The sequence below is a fragment of the Isoptericola sp. BMS4 genome (genome assembly GCF_011634835.1).
In the GTDB taxonomy this organism is placed as follows: Bacteria; Actinomycetota; Actinomycetes; order Actinomycetales; family Cellulomonadaceae; genus Isoptericola.
Window position 1 is genome coordinate 1,634,901 of sequence record NZ_SIRP01000001.1, and the last position, 16,271, is coordinate 1,651,171.

Consider the following 16,271-nt stretch of genomic DNA (forward strand, 5'->3'; position numbering starts at 1 on the left):
CCGGCCCGACGTCACGCCGAGAGGTGACGGGCGTACGCGCTCGTCGTGAGGAACGGCGGGAACTCGTCGCCCAGCGCCACCTCGCGGAAGATCGCCGCGGCGTCGGCGAAGCGGTCGCCGGGGAACCGGTCGAGGCCGCGGACGACGTCGCGCAGCACGGCCTCGCACCGGGCCCGGGTGATCGGCGCGCCGTCGTCCGTCGTCGTGCCCGCGGCGATCCACTGCCACACCTGCGACCGGGAGATCTCCGCCGTCGCGGCGTCCTCCATGAGGTGGTCGATCGCGGCGGCGCCCTGGCCGCGCAGCCACGACTCGAGGTAGCGCACGCCCACCGAGACGTTGGTGCGCAGCCCGGCCTCGGTGACGGTGGCGCCGGCGCGGCGGGCGGAGGCGACGTCGAGCAGCTCCGCCTGCCCGACGGCGACGTCGTCGCGCTGCCGGCCCACCTGGTTCTCGGCGTCGCCGAGCACCTCGTCGAAGGCCCCGCGCGCCACCTCGATGAGGTCGGGGTGCGCCACCCAGGTGCCGTCGAAGCCGTCGCCGGCCTCGCGGGTCTTGTCGGCCCAGACCTGTTCGATCGCGCGCTCGGTGACCTCGGGGGAGCGGCGGTCGGGGATGAAGGCGCTCATCCCGCCGATGGCGTGCGCCCCGCGCCGGTGGCAGGTGGCGACCAGCAGCTCGGTGTACGCGCGCATGAACGGCGCCGTCATCGTCACCTGTCCGCGGTCGGGCAGCACGTACGAGTCGCCGCGGGTGCGGAAGCACTTGATGACGCTGAACAGGTAGTCCCAGCGGCCCGCGTTGAGCCCGGCGCAGTGGTCGCGCAGCTCGTAGAGGATCTCCTCCATCTCGAACGCGGCCGGCAGCGTCTCGATGAGCACGGTCGCCCGGACGGTGCCGCGCGGGATGCCGAGCGCGTCCTGCGCGACCTCGAACACCTCGTTCCACAGCCTGGCCTCGCGGTGCCCCTCCAGCTTCGGCAGGTAGAAGTACGGCCCCCGCCCGCGGGCGATGAGCTCGGCCGCGTTGTGGAACAGGTACAGCCCGAAGTCGACGAGGGTGCCCGACGTGGGCTGCGTGGCGCCGTCCGGTCCGGTGTAGGCCAGGTGCGACTCGAACAGGTGCCACCCGCGCGGCCGGAAGACGATCGTCGGCAGGTCGGTGAGCGTGCTCGAGCGCAGCGCGTACCGCTTGCCGGCCTCGTTGGTGAACGTCAGGGTGCCGCGGATCGCGTCGTGGAGGGCGAGCTGGCCGTCCACGACGTTGCGCCACGTCGGGGACTGCGCGTCCTCGGCGTCCGCAAGCCAGCAGCGGGCACCGGAGTTGAGCGCGTTGATCGTCATCTTCGGGTCGGTCGGCCCGGTGATCTCGACCCGGCGGTCGGACAGCCCGGGGGCGCCGTCCGACCCCGCCACGCGCCAGGACGGGTCGTCGCGCAGCGGGCGGGTGGCGGGTCGGAAGTCCGGGTCCTCGCCGTCGGCGATCGTGCGCATGCGCCGCTGTCGATCCAGGAGCAGGGAGGTGCGGGCGTCGGCGAACCGGTCGTGCAGCATCGCGAGGAACGCCAGCGCCTCCGGCGTGAGGATCTCCTCGTCGCGGGGGCCGAGCGGCGCGGTGACGCTGATGCTGCCCTCGGCGAGGGTCCGGTCGCCCCAGACCGACGGGCCGGTGGCGGTGTCGGCGAGGGGGGTGCTGGTGGGCGGGGGAGCGAGCGTGGTCATGGTGCGGTCCTTCCACGGGCCGGCGTCCCGCTCGTGCGGGGTATCCACGCGATAGCCCGCAGTAGCGGGACGCCGGGGACGGATGCGGTCAGAACTGGGCGGCCTCGGTGGAGCCGGCGAGCGCCAGGGTGGCGGCGTCGGGGTTGAGCGCGGTGGACACGCGGTCGAAGTAGCCGGTGCCGACCTCGCGCTGATGCTTGGTGGCGGTGTAGCCGCGCTCCTCGGCGGAAAACTCGGCCTCCTGCAGCCGCACGTACGCCGTCATCTGCTCGCGGGCGTAGCCGTGCGCCAGGTCGAACATCGAGTAGTTGAGGGCGTGGAAGCCCGCCAGGGTGATGAACTGGAACGCGAAGCCCATGGCGCCGAGCTCGCGCTGGAAGCGCGCGATGGTGTCGTCGTCGAGGTTCTTGCGCCAGTTGAACGATGGCGAGCAGTTGTACGCGAGCATCTGGTCGGGGTGCTCGGCCTTGACCGCCTCGGCGAAGCGGCGCGCGAGGTCGAGGTCGGGGGTGCCGGTCTCCATCCAGATGAGGTCGGCGTACGGGGCGTACGCCTTCGCCCGCGCGATGCACGGCTCGATCCCGTTGCGCACCTCGTAGAAGCCCTCCGCCGTGCGGCCACCGGTGAGGAACTCCCGGTCGCGCTCGTCGACGTCGGAGGTCAGCAGGGTGGCCGCCTCGGCGTCGGTACGGGCGATGATCACGCTCGGCACGTCCGCGACGTCGGCCGCGAGGCGGGCCGCGTTGAGGGTGCGCACGTGCTGCTGGGTCGGCACCAGCACCTTGCCGCCCAGGTGGCCGCACTTCTTCTCGCTGGCGAGCTGGTCCTCCCAGTGCACGCCCGCGGCGCCCGCGGCGACCATCGCCTTCATCAGCTCGTACGCGTTGAGGGGGCCGCCGAAGCCGGCCTCGGCGTCGGCGACGATCGGCGCCAGCCAGTTCCGCGACGCCGTGCCGTTCTCGGCGACGTCGATCTGGTCGGCGCGCAGCAGCGCGTTGTTGATGCGGCGCACGACCGTGGGCACGGAGTTCGCCGGGTAGAGGGACTGGTCGGGGTAGGTGTGCCCGGACAGGTTCGCGTCCCCGGCCACCTGCCAGCCGGACAGGTAGATCGCCTGCAGGCCCGCCTTGACCTGCTGCACGGCCTGGTTGCCGGTCAGCGCGCCGAGCGCGTTGACGTAGTCCTCGGTGTGGAGCAGGTCCCAGAGCACCTCGGCGCCGCGGCGGGCGAGCGTGTGCTCCTCGCCGACCGACCCGCGCAGCGCGACGACGTCCTCGGCCGTGAAAGAGCGGCGGATGCCGGCCCAGCGGGGGTCGTTCGCCCACTGCGCGGTGAGGTCGGCGGCCGTGGCGTCCTGGTCGCCCGGGCGGGCGGTCGGAGTGCCGGTCGTGGGCTCGAGGGTCGCGGTCATGTCGGTACCTCCGGGTCGGTGCGGTGCGTCCTTGGCCACGACCCTCGCCCGTCGACAACCCCCGCGGCCAGCGCTCAGAGGGAGAAGTTTCGGAATTCTTCTCCTGGACGGAAGCAGTGGCCTGTGTCACCCTCGAGCATGGCGATCTCGACCCGGCAGGGCCCCGATACCCGGGACGGCGCGGCCGTCCCGCTCGCGCAGGAGGCCGACGCGCTCACCATCGGCCGGCGTGTGCGGCACCTGCGCACCCGCCGTGGCATGACCCTGGAGCAGCTCGGGGAGGCCATCGGACGTGCGCCGTCGCAGGTCTCGATGCTGGAGAACGGCAAGCGCGAGCCCACCATCGCGCGCCTGCAGGCGGTCGCTCGCGCGCTCGGCGCGAGCGTGGAGGACCTGCTCTCCCCGCAGGCGCCGACGCACCGCGACGGCCTGGAGATCGAGCTGGAGCGTGTGCAACACGGCCCGCTCTTCTCCGCGCTCGGGGTACGGCCGGTCCGGGTCACGAAGTCGCTGCCGACCGACGCGCTGGAGGCCATCGTGGCGCTGCAGCACGAGCTGGAGCGGCTGCACACCGAGCGGGCGCTCACGCCCGAGGAGGCGCGGCGCGCCAACACCGAGCTGCGGGCGGACATGCGCGCCAAGGACAACTACTTCCCGGAGCTGGAGCATCTCGCCCGCGGTCTGCTCGACGGGGTGGGGCACGCGCGCGGGCCGCTGCCGCAGCGCGCGGCGGGGGAGCTCGCGGCGCACCTCGGGTTCGCCATCCACTACGTGCCGGACGTCCCGCAGTCCACCCGTGCCGTCATCGACCGCCGGCACGGCCGCGTGTACCTGCCGAGCGACGGCATCCGTGGGCGCTCCGACGCGAGGTCGGCCCTGCTGCAGGCCCTGGCCTCGCACGTGCTCGACCACGCCGAGCCGCGCGACTACTCCGAGTTCCTGCGCCAGCGGGTGGAGGCCAACTACCTGTGCGCGGCGCTGCTGATCCCCGAGCGCGACGCGGTGAAGACGCTGCGCGAGGCCAAGGAGGCCCGGGCGATCTCGCTGGAGGACCTGCGCGACGCCTTCGCCGTGTCCTACGAGACGGCGGCCCACCGGTTCACCAACCTCGCCACCCGGCACCTGGGCATCGGGGTGCACTTCATGAAGGTCCATGAGTCCGGGGCGATCCACAAGGCGTACGAGAACGACGGCGTGCGCTTCCCCGCCGACGCCCTCGGCACCGTCGAGGGCCAGCACGTGTGCCGGCACTGGACCGCCCGCGTCGTCTTCGGGATCACCGACCGGCTCAGCCCCTACTACCAGTACACGGACACCCCGACGGGCACGTACTGGTGCACCTCCCGGGTCGCGGACACCGCGGACGGCCGGTTCTCCGTGAGCGTCGGCGTCCCGTACGCGCAGGTCAAGTGGTTCCTGGGGCGGGAGACGACGGCGCGGGCGACGTCGCGCTGCCCCGACGAGGGCTGCTGCCGGCGCCCGCGTGAGCCCCTGGCGCAGCGGTGGGACGGCCAGGCGTTCCCCAGCGCCCGCCCGCACGCGTCCATGCTCGCGGCGATGCCGTCGGGCGCGTTCCCCGGGGTGGACACCACCGAGGTCTACGAGTTCCTCGAGCGGCACGCCCCGTCGGGCGACGGACGGCACGCGCCGACGGCGTGACGGGACGCGACGGAAGCCCCCCGCTTGGGTAGCATCGACGAGCCCTGATCGGGCATCCACCACACACCGGAGAACGATGAGGTTCATGACCGGAGACGACGCCGTGCGCGAGCAGATCCTGCGCGCCACCGAGGACCAGCCGGACGAGATCAGAGACGCGGCCCAGCGGCTGTACGCGGCCGTCGCCGCGGAGGACCTCACCGACCGGGAGCCCCGCGACGTCGCGGGCGCGATCGCGTCGATGTGCGACCTCGCCGCCCGCCGCGACCCGGGCCAGACGCTCGTCCGCGTGTTCACGCCCACCCTGCGCGAGAACGGCTGGACGTCGCGGCGCACGATCGTCGACGTCTGCACCGACGACGCGCCGTTCCTGGTCGACTCCGTCGAGGCCGCGGTGGCCCGCCACGGCTCCACCGTGCACCTGCTCACGCACCCCATCGTGGAGGTGCGCCGCGACGACGACGGCGCGCTGCTGGGCCTCGGCGCCCACGGCGGCCGGCTCGAGTCGTGGATGCACCTCGAGACGGACCGGATCGCCACCCCGGAGGAGCGGGACGAGCTCGCGGCTCGTCTGGAGGACGTCGTCGGCGACGTGCACCGCGCCGTCGACGACTGGCGGGCCATGCGGCGGGCGTGCCTGGACGTCTGCACCGACCTGCGCACGCAGCCGCCGTCCACCGTGGACCCCGAGTCGGTCGCGCCGACGGTGCAGTTCCTCACGTGGCTCGCCGAGGACCACTTCACGTTCCTCGGCTACCGTGAGTACGCCCTCGGCACGGAGGACGGGGCGGAGGTGCTGCGGCCGGTGCCGCACACGGGCCTCGGCATCCTGCGCAAGCCGGCGGACTCCGTGGTGCACCTGCGCCCGCAGGCGCAGCGCACGGCCCGCGAGCCGCGGCTGCTCACCATCACCAAGGCGAACTCGCGCGCCACCGTGCACCGCGACGTGTACCTCGACTACGTCGGCGTGCGGACGTTCGACGACGACGGCAACGTCACCGGCGAGCGGCGGATCCTCGGGCTCTTCACCTCCGCCGCGTACGCCTCCTCCGTCCTGACGCTGCCGATCGTCGCGGCGAAGGTCCGGTCGGTGCTGGACGCGTCGGGCTTCGCACCGACGTCCCACTCGGGCAAGGACCTGCTGCAGGTGCTGGAGCAGTACCCGCGCGACGAGCTGTTCCAGGACTCGGCGGAGCACCTGCACCAGGTCGCCGCCCAGGTGATCCGCCTGCGCGAGCGGCGCCGTGCCCGCATCTTCCTGCGCAAGGACGAGTTCGACCGGTTCGTCTCGGCGCTCGTGTTCCTGCCCCGCGACCGCTACAACACCACGGTGCGCCTGCGGGTCGAGGAGCTGCTGCGCACGGCGTTCGGCGCCGAGCGGGTGGAGCACACCACGCGGGTGGGCGACGCGCCGCTCGCGCAGCTGCACTTCGTGGTGCGGGTGCCGCGGGGCGGGACCGTCCCGGACGTGGGGGAGGAGGAGCTGCAGCGGCGGCTGGAGGCCGCCATCCGCACGTGGGAGGCCGCGCTCGTCGACGAGCTGCACCACCGCCACGGCGAGGACGAGGCCGCGGCGATCCTGGGCCGCTACGGCTCCGCGTTCCCCGAGGCCTACAAGGAGCAGGTCGGCCCCGCGGCCGCCGTCGGCGACATCGCCCGGCTCGAGAGCCTCGGTGACGACCGGCCGATCGCGGTGCACCTGTACGCCCCCGACGGCGCCGAGCCGGGCGTGCGCCGACTCACCGTCGCGTCGCTGCGCGAGTACCCGCTCACGCAGGTGCTGCCGGTCCTGACCGACCTCGGCGTCGACGTCGTCGACGAGCGCCCGTACACGATCAGGCTCTCCGACGGCGAGACACGGCACGTCTCCGACTTCGGCCTCACCGTGGCCGACCCCGCGCTGTGGGGCGACGACGTGACGGCGGAGGCGTTCGAGGACGCGTTCCGCGCGGTGTGGTCGGGTGCCGCGGAGAGCGACACCCTGAACGCCCTCGTGCTGCGGGCCGGGCTGCCGTGGCGGTCCATCGTCATCCTGCGCGCGGTCGGCCGGTACCTGCGCCAGACCGGGTCGGCGTTCTCCGTGGAGTACATCGACGAGGCACTGATCGCCCACCCCCGGCTCGCGACCGACCTCGTGCGCCTCTTCGCGCTGCGCTTCGACCCGGACGACGGCGCGGACGACGGCGCGGGCGCCGACGGCTCCGGCAGGGACGAGCGGGCCCGCCGGGCGACGGAGGCGTTCCTGGCCGACCTGGACGACGTCGCCAGCCTCGACCACGACCGGATCCTGCGGTCCTTCGTCGGGGTGATCGGCGCGGTCTGGCGCACGAACTTCTACACCCGCGACGCCGACGGCTCGCCCCGCCCGTGGGTGTCGATGAAGCTCGACTGCGCCGCCGTGCCCGACCTGCCGCAGCCGCGCCCCATGGCGGAGATCTGGGTGTACTCGCCGCGGGTCGAGGGCGTGCACCTGAGGTTCGGCAAGGTGGCGCGCGGCGGGCTGCGCTGGAGCGACCGCCGCGAGGACTTCCGCACCGAGGTGCTCGGCCTGGTGAAGGCGCAGATGGTCAAGAACGCGGTGATCGTGCCGACCGGCTCCAAGGGCGGGTTCGTCGCCAAGCAGCTGCCCGACGCCGGGGACCGGGCCGCGTGGCTGGCGGAGGGCAAGGAGGCGTACCGCACGTTCGTCCGGGGCCTGCTGGACGTCACCGACAACCGGGACGGCAGCACGGTCGTGCCGCCGGAGCGGGTGGTGCGTCACGACGGCGACGACCCCTACCTGGTGGTCGCGGCGGACAAGGGCACCGCGTCGTTCTCCGACATCGCCAACGCCATCTCGGCCGAGTACGGGTTCTGGCTGGACGACGCCTTCGCGTCCGGCGGGTCGGCGGGCTACGACCACAAGGCGATGGGGATCACGGCCCGCGGCGCCTGGGAGTCGGTCAAGCGGCACTTCCGCGAGCTGGGGCACGACACGCAGACGCAGGACTTCACGGTGGTGGGCGTCGGCGACATGTCGGGCGACGTCTTCGGCAACGGGATGCTGCTGTCCGAGCACATCCGGCTGGTGGCGGCGTTCGACCACCGTCACGTGTTCGTCGACCCGGACCCCGACGCGGCGTCCTCCTACGCCGAGCGGCGGCGGCTGTTCGAGCTGTCCGGCTCGACGTGGGCCGACTACGACCGCGACCTGATCTCGGCCGGCGGGGGCGTCTTCCCGCTGTCGGCGAAGAAGATCCCGGTGAGTCCGCAGATGGCCGAGGCGCTCGGGCTCGGCCCCGCCGTGGGCTCCCTCACCCCGGCCGAGCTGAAGCGTGCCGTGCTGCTCGCCCCCGTCGACCTGCTGTGGAACGGCGGCATCGGGACGTACGTCAAGGCGTCCACCGAGACGCACGCCGAGATCGGCGACCGCGCCAACGACGCGATCCGCGTGGACGGCGCCGCGCTGCGGGTCCGGGTGGTCGGCGAGGGCGGGAACCTGGGCGTCAGCCAGCGGGGGCGGATCGAGGCCGCGCAGGCCGGCGTGCAGGTCAACACGGACGCCGTCGACAACTCGGCGGGCGTGGGCACCTCCGACAAGGAGGTGAACATCAAGATCCTGCTCGGCGAGCTGATGCGGTCGGGGCGGATGGACCTGGCCGAGCGCGACGCGCTGCTGCAGGCCATGACCGACGAGGTCGCCCACCAGGTGCTGCGGGACAACTACGAGCAGAACGTGCTGCTCGGCAACTCCCGGGCGAACGCGGCCGTGATGCTGCCGGTGCACGAGCGGCTCGTCGAGTGGCTGGAGCGGCGCGGCGAGCTGGACCGCGAGCTGGAGTTCCTGCCGGACGCCACCGAGATCGCCGAGCGCGCCGCGCGGCAGCGGGGCCTGACCCGGCCGGAGTTCGCGGTGCTGGTCGCCTACGCGAAGCTGGCGCTCAAGGCGGACCTCACCGAGACGGACCTGGCGGACGACCCGTGGTTCGCGGGCACGCTCGCCGAGTACTTCCCCACGAAGATCCGCGAGGCGTACGCGGACGACCTCGCGGCGCACCCGCTGCGCCGCGAGATCATCGTCAACGCGGTGGTGAACTCGATGGTCAACCGGGGCGGCATCACGTTCGCGTTCCGCGCGGAGGACGAGACCGGGGCGTCCAGCGAGCAGATCGCGCGGGCGTTCGTGGCGGCGCGGGAGATCTTCGACCTGCGGGGCTTCGTCGTCGCGGTCGAGGCCACCGACACCCGAGTGGCCACGCAGGTGCAGACCGACCTGTACCTGCAGTTCCGGAGGCTGCTCGACCGGGCGGCCCGGTGGTTCGTGCAGCACCGCCCCGACCGCGTGTCCGTCGGCGAGGAGATCGACGCCTTCTCCGACCCGGTGCGCACCTACGTCCCGCGGATCGGCGAGCTGCTGCAGGGCGACGAGCTGGCGCAGTTCACGCAGCGGGTGGCCGCGCTGACCGAGGCGGGGTGCGACGCCGCCCTCGCCCGCCGCGGCGCCGGGCTCCTCGCGTCGCTGCCGCTGCTGGACGTGGCCGAGCTCGCCCGCGTCCGCGGCTGGGACCTCGACACGGTGGCGCGGACGTACTTCTCGCTGTCGGGCAGGGTCCGCTTCGACGAGCTGCTCACCAGCGTGTCCGCGCTGCCCCAGGACGACCGCTGGGACTCGATGGCGCGCGCCGCGCTGCGCGACGACCTGTACGCGGTGATGGTGGCGCTGACCGCGTCCGTGCTCGAGACGGAGGAGGGCGCGGCGCCGGGCGACGAGGCGGCCCTGATCGACGCCTGGGTCGCGGGCGGCGGCGCGACGGCGCGGCGCGCGCTGGACGCGCTGGCCACCGCGCACGCGGTGGACCGGCCGGGCATCGCCACGCTCTCCGTCGCGCTGCGCCAGCTGCGCTCGCTGGTGCGCTGACGGCAGGCCCGACGGGCACGTTCAGGGTCCCCCCAGGGTCGAACCGGTGGGTCACCGGATGGTGGCGGGCGGGGCGCGTCGTGGAGCGTGGAGCCCATGTTCGACGCGATCGCGGGGTGGGCCCAGCAGGGGGGTCAGTGGTGGGGGGAGCTGGAGGAGTGGCTGCTCGCGCTCGCCTCGTCCGTCTGGTCGCTGCCGGCCCTGTTCGTCTCGACGGCGGCCGACGGGTTCTTCCCGCCGGTGCCCGGCGAGACGCTGCTCATCATGCTCGCCGTGGCGGCGCAGACCGGCGACGGCGTGCCGCTGGCCGTCGTGCTGGCCGTCGCCGCGCTCGGGGCGTGGACGGGGGACCAGGTCGCCTTCTGGCTCGGCCGGGCGGTCGGCACGGGGCGCGTGCCGTTCCTGCGCGGCCCGCGCGGGCGGCGGGCGGTCGACTGGGCCTCCCGGGCCCTGCAGCGGCGGGGCGCGGCCGTCGTGCTCTCCGCCCGGTTCGTGCCGGTCGGGCGCATGGCGGTCAACGTCACGGCCGGCGCCGTCGGGTTCTCGCGGCGCCGGTTCGCGGCGTTGTCGGCGGTGGCCTCCGTGCTGTGGGCGGCCTACTACGGGCTCATCGCGGTGCTGGCGGGCCGGTGGCTCGGGGACCGGCCGCTGCTCGCCGTCGTCGTCGGCATCGTGACCGGCACCTTGCTGGGGCTCGTCGTGGACCGCGTGGTCCGTGCGCGGGAGGGGCGTGCGGACGCGCGGCTCCGCGAGCGGGCCGAGGGCGCGCGCGGTACGGACCTCGCACCCGGGGACGCGAGGAGGGCCGGCACGAGTCGCGTCGTGCCGGCCCTCGTCGAGCGTCCGCGGCCTCCGGCGCCGTGCCCGGAGCGCGGCTGACGTCGCGTCAGTGCTCCAGCCGGTCCTTCTCGTCGCCGATGTAGTCGGTGATCTGGTCGACCCGGCCGTCGAGGTTCATGTCGGTGGTGCGCGCCTGGCGGGCGTCCCAGCGCAGGGTGATGGCGCCCAGGACGGCCGCGATCACGCTCGCGATGAGGATCGCGGCCTTGGCGCCCTCCGTGTGCTCGGAGGCGTGCCCGAACGACAGCTCGGAGACCAGCAGCGCCACGGTGAAACCGATCCCGGCGAGGAACGCGACGGGAAGCAGGTCGCGCACGCCGATGCCCTGGGCGAGCCTCAGCGGTGTGATCCGGGTGACCAGCCACGTGGTGCCCATGACGCCGAGCACCTTGCCGAGCACCAGGCCGGCGGTGATGGCGGCCACGACGGGCTGGCCGATGATCTCGGTGACGCCGCCGCCGTCGACCAGGTCCACGCCCGCCGCGAAGAACGCGAAGACGGGCAGGGCCAGCCCCTGCGACCACGGCTTGACGGCGTGCTCCAGCTGGTGGGTGCGGGACTCGGCCTCCCCGTGGGTCGGCCGGGCGGCGACGGTGAAGCCCATGAGGACGCCGGCGACCGTCGCGTGCACGCCGGAGGCGTGCATCAGTGCCCAGGTGACCGCGAACACGGGGACCAGCACCCACCAGCGGGGGCGACGGGACCGCACGTGCCAGCCGAAGAGGGCCACGCCGACGAGGGCGAGGGCGAGGAACAGCAGGTTGATCGACTCGGTGTAGAACACCGCGATGACGATGATGGCCAGCAGGTCGTCGACGACGGCGAGCGTGAGCAGGAAGGTGCGTACCGCCGTGGGCAGCCCCTTGCCGAAGACGGCCAGCACGCCGAGGGCGAAGGCGATGTCGGTCGCTGTCGGGATGGCCCAGCCGTGCAGCGCGCTGGAGTCGCCGAGCGCGAGGACCATGACCACGTAGATGACCGCGGGGACGACCATGCCGCCGACGGCGGCCAGCATGGGCACGCCCGCTTCCTTGGGGCTGCGCAGGCTGCCGGCGACGAACTCCTGCTTGAGCTCGACGCCGACGACGAAGAAGAAGATCGCGAGCAGGCCGTCGGCCGCCCACTCGGCGAGGGTGAGGTCGAGGTGGAGGGCGTGCGGGCCCACGACCGTCTCGGTCATGGTGGCGTACGCGTCCCGCCAGGGGGAGTTGGCGAAGACCAGCGCCAGCACGGCGGCGCCGATGAGCAGGGCGCCGCCGGTCGTCTCACGCGAGACGAACCGGCTCAGGCGGGCGGTGAACGAGGGGGGCGCGACGTCGGTGCTCAGGGCGTTGCTCCTGTCGGTTCGGGGGTCGGTGGTGCCGGCGTCCCAGCCGACGTCGCCGACCAGACTTCCCGGCTCGCCGCGGCCCATCCTATCGGTCGGCGCCGGTGGGGCACGGTGACCCGGGACACGTCGACGGTGCTCTCAGCCACGCTGCGCCCCGGCGGACTCGCGTGCCATCGACAGCAGCCGCAGGACGGTGCGCCAGTTGCGGGCGGTGGTCCAGGTGCCGGCCGCCCGGTCGACCGCGGCCGTCGTCACGCGGGAGCGGCCGATGCCGTCGACGTAGTCGACGAACAGCGCGCCGCGCGCGACCGCGAAGCGTTCCCGCCCCGGGTTTCGCTTCGCGAGCGCGGCCAGGCCGGCCTCGTCGACCGGTTCCGGGCCCACGTGCAGCTGGAGCTGGGCCGGGCGGTCGCGGGCGGCGTCCGGGAACGGGGCGTCGTCGACGAGGGCGGCGAGGTCGTCCGCGGCGAGGGCGACGGCCGGCACGGCCGTGCCCGTGAGGTGCTCGAGCGCGGCGGAGACCTCGCCGGCGACGTCGGCGTCCGGGCGGGCGGAGACAGCGACCAGGTTGCCGCTGTTCGCGTAGGTGCGCGCGTGAGTGAGTCCCGCGTCGGTGGCCGCGGCCCGCAGGTCGGCGCTCCCGACACGCCGGTGCGGGCCGAGGTTGACGCCACGCAGCAGGACGACGTGGGCGGTGTCGGACATGGGCACCATGCTGCCCCACCGTGGCCCGACCGCACCCCGGCGGCGGCCGGGCGCGCCGCCCGTCGGTGCCCACGCACCGTCGACTCGCGCGTGAACGCTCGGTGACTTCTTCGCGACCCGCCGGTCCCTGCGATGGTGGTCCGAATCACAGGGTCGTAGTTTGGCGACGAGGGACGGTGCCCAACCGTCCTCCGGGAGGCCGTCCGATGGGGTTGTTGCTCCGTGCGGGAGGGCCGGCACCGGCCCGGCGCGCACGTGGCGCCCGGGACGGTCGCCCGCCCAACCACGAGCATGGAGTGCGCCGTGGCCCAGTACGCATCCACCCCTGACACCGCCGCCCCCGACACGGGGCGCCGTACGTTCGTCGTCGACACGTCGGTGCTGCTGTCCGACCCGCGAGCCATCTACCGGTTCGCCGAGCACGACGTCGTCCTCCCGGTCGTCGTCGTGACCGAGCTGGAGGCCAAGCGCCACCACGCCGAGCTCGGCTACTTCGCCCGCAGCGCGCTGCGGATGCTGGACGACCTGCGCGTCCGGCACGGTCGCCTCGACGCCGAGATCCCGGTGGGCGAGGAGGGCGGCACGCTGTGCGTGGAGCTCAACCACACCGACCCGCAGGTGCTGCCGGCCGGGTTCCGCCTGGGGGACAACGACACCCGGATCCTGTCCGTGGCGGCGAACCTCGCGTCCGAGGGGCGGGACGTCACGGTCGTGTCCAAGGACCTGCCGATGCGCGTCAAGGCGTCCGCCGTCGGGCTGCGTGCCGAGGAGTTCCGCCACGAGCTCGCGGTGGACTCGGGCTGGACGGGCATGCGCGAGGTCGACGTGGCGGACGAGCAGATGAGCGCGCTCTACGACACGGGGGAGCTGGACCTCACGGCCCTGGACCCGGGCGTCGTCGAGGCGGCCGCGCCGCTGCTGTGCCACACCGGGCTGGTGGTGCACTCGCCGGGCGGCTCCGCGCTGGGTCGCGTCACGGCCGACAAGTCGATCCGGCTGGTGCGCGGTGACCAGGACGTCTTCGGGGTGCACGGCCGCTCGGCGGAGCAGCGGATCGCGGTCGACCTCCTGCTCGACCCGGAGGTCGGGATCGTCTCGCTCGGGGGGCGTGCCGGCACCGGCAAGTCCGCGCTGGCGCTGTGCGCGGGCCTGGAGGCGGTGCTGGAGCGGCGGCAGCACCGCAAGGTCCTCGTGTTCCGTCCGCTGTACGCGGTGGGCGGCCAGGAGCTCGGCTACCTGCCCGGGTCGGAGTCGGAGAAGATGAACCCGTGGGCCCAGGCGGTGTACGACACCCTGGGCGCGCTCGTCTCGCCCGAGGTCGTCGACGAGGTCATCGACCGGGAGATGCTCGAGGTGCTGCCGCTGACCCACATCCGCGGCCGGTCGCTGCACGACGCGTTCGTCATCGTGGACGAGGCCCAGTCCCTGGAGCGCAATGTGCTCCTGACGGTGCTGTCGCGGATCGGCCAGGGCTCGCGCGTCGTGCTCACCCACGACGTGGCGCAGCGCGACAACCTGCGCGTGGGGCGGCACGACGGCGTCGCGGCGGTGATCGAGGCGATGAAGGGCCACCCGTTGTTCGCGCACGTCACCCTGACCCGGTCCGAGCGCTCGCCCGTGGCGGCGCTGGTCACCGAGATGCTGGAGTCGCTGGACATCTGAGCCCGCGACCTCGGGGCCTGGTCGCCGGTCAGCCGGGGGCCGGGCCCCGCCGCGCGTGGACGACGACGACGGCGAGCACGCCCAGGGCGGCGCCGACGACCGTGTCCAGCGCGCGGGACAGGGCCATCGTGCCGGGGTCGGCCGCGGCGCCGAGCGACGTCATGAGCAGCGCCATGGGCGTGATGGTGAGCATCGCGATCCCGTAGTGGCGGCCCACCACGATCTCGGTGACCACCTGGAGCGCGACCACGACGGCGCAGATCGCGGCGAAGGGCAGGTGGGCCGCGAGCAGCGGCCAGGCCAGCAGGGCGCCCACGACGGTCCCGGCCCCGCGCTGCAGGGCGCGCACGACGGCGTGCTGCGTCGTCGTGCCCTGCAGGGTCGCGGTGGCCCCCATCTGGGCCCAGGCGGGGTGGGTGAGGCCCGTGGCGAGGGTGATCGCGCCGGCCGCGACGCCCGAGGCCGCGACGCGGACGCCGGCGAGCCGCCAGCCCGTGTCGCGGGCACCCTCGCGCACGGTGTCGCGCAGCCGCCGGCGGGCGGGGAGCGCGTCCGCCGGGGCGTCGCGACCCGGGCGGGGCTCGTCGGGTCCGCCGGGCCGCTCGTCGAGCGTCGCGGCGATCGCGGCGAGCTCCGCGGCGAGCACCCGCGCGGTGTCCCGCGTGCGGCGGTGCGAGAGGTCGTCGGCGAGCACGCCGCGAGCGTGGGCGACGGCGGAGCGGGCGGCCGCCCGCGCGTCCGGTGCCGCGCCGTCTCCGGTGGCCCGGCGCACGGCGTCGGCGGCGCGCCGGACGGCGAGGCGGGCCGGGGCGCTCGGGCGTACGAGGTAGCCGCTCATCCCGACGAGCCACGCGACGGCGACGCCCGCGACGAACACGGCCCCGCGCTGGCCGACGTCCGACCACGCGAGGGGTCCCGCGGCACCGCCCGCGGCGGCGAACACGACGATGGTCGCCCCGGGCGGGCCGGTGCGCGCCAGCAGGCAGCCGACGGTCGCCACGGCGGCGACCGCCGCCACGGCGCCGAACGTCACCGCTCGTGGCGCGCCGAGGGCGGTGAGGGAGGCGGTGAGCAGGTACGCGGCGGTGAACAGGGCTCCGACCGCGGCCAGGAGAGCGGCGCGGCGGCGGTACGGCTCGAACCGCCCGTAGAGCACGGTGAGCGCGCCGAGCGCGGCCGTCCCCGCGAGGTCCGGCCGCCCGGCGGCGGCACCGGCGCCGAGGGCGATCGCGGCGGCGGCGCCGACGCGCAGCGCGGCCGCGACCGTCGCGTCCGCCGGATTGATCCGCAGCGCGGCGCGCAGGTGGCGGGGGTCGAGGACGTCACGGGCGGTCGTGCGGACGGGGGAGTCGGTGCGAGGCATCCGGGCAGAGTAGTTCATAGGTAAAACATCGGGGAAGCATCTGTGACGCATGCCCCTATCCTGGGCGGATGGACTACATCGACCGGGTGCGGGCGCAGTGGGGCGAGCGGCTGCCCGACGTCGACACCTCGCCCGCCGAGGTGGGGGCGCGGGTCCGGCGCATCGCCGGCCTGCTGGAGGCCGAGATCGCCGACGACCTGGCCGCGCACGACGTCTCGCGCTCCGAGCTCGACGTCCTCACGGCCCTGCGTCGCGAGGGGCGCCCGCTGCGCGCCGGCGAGGTGACGACGATGACCGGTTCGCCCGGGGCGTCGGTCACCAAGCGGCTGGCGCGCCTCGAGCGCGCCGGGCTCGTCGAGCGGACCGTGCTGGAGCGGGACCGCCGGGGCGTCGTCGTCGCCCTCACCGACCGCGGCCGGGCGCTCACCGACGAGCTGTTCCCGCGACAGGTCGAGCACGAGCGGGCCGCGCTGGTGGACCTGGACGACGGCGAGCGCGCCGAGCTCGCCCGGCTGCTGGCCGTCGTGCTCCGGCGGCTGGACCCGCGCGACTACTGACCGTGCGACTACCGGCCAGCGTGACCGCCGACCAGCGCTCACATGCTTCGAGCGTGTCGATCGGGACCCCATTCCTCATGGTTGAGGTCTCGATCGACACGCTCGATGCTCGTGCTCCCGGGGGAG

10 protein-coding genes are annotated in these 16,271 nt (G+C 74.2%); 5 read left to right on the plus strand and 5 right to left on the minus strand.

Translation table 11 applies throughout. The features are described from left to right. Positions 1-11: 11 nt before the first annotated feature. Together aceB and aceA are read right to left on the minus strand one after the other, a co-directional pair. A complete protein-coding gene (aceB, locus tag EYB28_RS07250; protein ID WP_166846089.1) occupies positions 12-1,721 on the minus strand; it encodes a malate synthase A in 1,710 nt (569 codons plus the stop codon). Between the two features lie 88 nt (positions 1,722-1,809). Then, positions 1,810-3,132 (minus strand): isocitrate lyase, encoded by a 1,323-nt coding sequence (gene aceA, locus EYB28_RS07255; RefSeq protein ID WP_166846092.1) that lies wholly within the window; start codon positions 3,130-3,132, stop codon positions 1,810-1,812. Between the two features lie 138 nt (positions 3,133-3,270). On the opposite strand from aceA, the gene EYB28_RS07260 reads away from it, so the two are divergent. The 3 genes from EYB28_RS07260 to EYB28_RS07270 all read left to right on the plus strand — a co-directional run bounded on the left by EYB28_RS07260 (position 3,271) and on the right by EYB28_RS07270 (position 10,567). Continuing rightward, positions 3,271-4,791, plus strand: a complete 1,521-nt coding sequence (locus EYB28_RS07260) for an XRE family transcriptional regulator (RefSeq protein WP_166846094.1) — start codon at positions 3,271-3,273, stop codon at positions 4,789-4,791. A gap of 85 nt (positions 4,792-4,876) precedes the next feature. Next, entirely contained in the window at positions 4,877-9,688 is a 4,812-nt protein-coding gene (locus EYB28_RS07265; protein WP_166846097.1) for an NAD-glutamate dehydrogenase, read from the plus strand. Positions 9,689-9,784: 96 nt separating this feature from the next. Further along, positions 9,785-10,567, plus strand: coding sequence for a DedA family protein (locus tag EYB28_RS07270; RefSeq protein ID WP_166846100.1), 783 nt, complete (start codon positions 9,785-9,787; stop codon positions 10,565-10,567). A gap of 7 nt (positions 10,568-10,574) precedes the next feature. Here EYB28_RS07270 and nhaA read toward each other — a convergent pair whose 3' ends face one another. Then, positions 10,575-11,942, minus strand: coding sequence for a Na+/H+ antiporter NhaA (nhaA, locus tag EYB28_RS07275; protein ID WP_166846103.1), 1,368 nt, complete (start codon positions 11,940-11,942; stop codon positions 10,575-10,577). Positions 11,943-11,996: 54 nt separating this feature from the next. Continuing rightward, positions 11,997-12,563: a DUF1697 domain-containing protein gene (locus EYB28_RS07280; RefSeq protein WP_240930423.1), complete on the minus strand. Its 567-nt coding sequence runs from the start codon at positions 12,561-12,563 to the stop codon at positions 11,997-11,999. A 291-nt stretch (positions 12,564-12,854) separates the two neighbouring features. Between EYB28_RS07280 and EYB28_RS07285 the strand changes: the two genes are divergently transcribed. Then, complete coding sequence (locus EYB28_RS07285) at positions 12,855-14,225, plus strand: PhoH family protein (RefSeq protein WP_166846109.1); 1,371 nt, start codon at positions 12,855-12,857, stop codon at positions 14,223-14,225. 28 nt (positions 14,226-14,253) lie between these two features. On the opposite strand, the gene EYB28_RS07290 is transcribed toward EYB28_RS07285, so the two are convergent. Then, on the minus strand, positions 14,254-15,588 hold the full coding sequence (locus EYB28_RS07290; RefSeq protein WP_166846112.1) for an FUSC family protein: 1,335 nt from the start codon (positions 15,586-15,588) through the stop codon (positions 14,254-14,256). Positions 15,589-15,656: 68 nt separating this feature from the next. Here EYB28_RS07290 and EYB28_RS07295 point away from each other — a divergent pair, with 68 nt between their 5' ends. Next, positions 15,657-16,145 carry a MarR family winged helix-turn-helix transcriptional regulator gene (locus EYB28_RS07295; protein WP_166846115.1) on the plus strand — a complete coding sequence of 163 codons (489 nt, stop codon included), beginning with the start codon at positions 15,657-15,659 and terminating at the stop codon, positions 16,143-16,145. Positions 16,146-16,271: the final 126 nt, after the last annotated feature.

What these genes read in the sequence shown, in the direction of transcription:
- aceB (WP_166846089.1), bottom strand. Translation starts at nt 1,721, where the DNA reads ATGACCACGCTCGCTCCCCCGCCCACCAGCACCCCCCTCGCCGACACC.
- aceA (WP_166846092.1), bottom strand. Translation starts at nt 3,132, where the DNA reads ATGACCGCGACCCTCGAGCCCACGACCGGCACTCCGACCGCCCGCCCG.
- EYB28_RS07260 (WP_166846094.1), top strand. Translation starts at nt 3,271, where the DNA reads ATGGCGATCTCGACCCGGCAGGGCCCCGATACCCGGGACGGCGCGGCC.
- EYB28_RS07265 (WP_166846097.1), top strand. Translation starts at nt 4,877, where the DNA reads ATGACCGGAGACGACGCCGTGCGCGAGCAGATCCTGCGCGCCACCGAG.
- EYB28_RS07270 (WP_166846100.1), top strand. Translation starts at nt 9,785, where the DNA reads ATGTTCGACGCGATCGCGGGGTGGGCCCAGCAGGGGGGTCAGTGGTGG.
- nhaA (WP_166846103.1), bottom strand. Translation starts at nt 11,942, where the DNA reads ATGGGCCGCGGCGAGCCGGGAAGTCTGGTCGGCGACGTCGGCTGGGAC.
- EYB28_RS07280 (WP_240930423.1), bottom strand. Translation starts at nt 12,563, where the DNA reads ATGTCCGACACCGCCCACGTCGTCCTGCTGCGTGGCGTCAACCTCGGC.
- EYB28_RS07285 (WP_166846109.1), top strand. Translation starts at nt 12,855, where the DNA reads ATGGAGTGCGCCGTGGCCCAGTACGCATCCACCCCTGACACCGCCGCC.
- EYB28_RS07290 (WP_166846112.1), bottom strand. Translation starts at nt 15,588, where the DNA reads ATGCCTCGCACCGACTCCCCCGTCCGCACGACCGCCCGTGACGTCCTC.
- EYB28_RS07295 (WP_166846115.1), top strand. Translation starts at nt 15,657, where the DNA reads ATGGACTACATCGACCGGGTGCGGGCGCAGTGGGGCGAGCGGCTGCCC.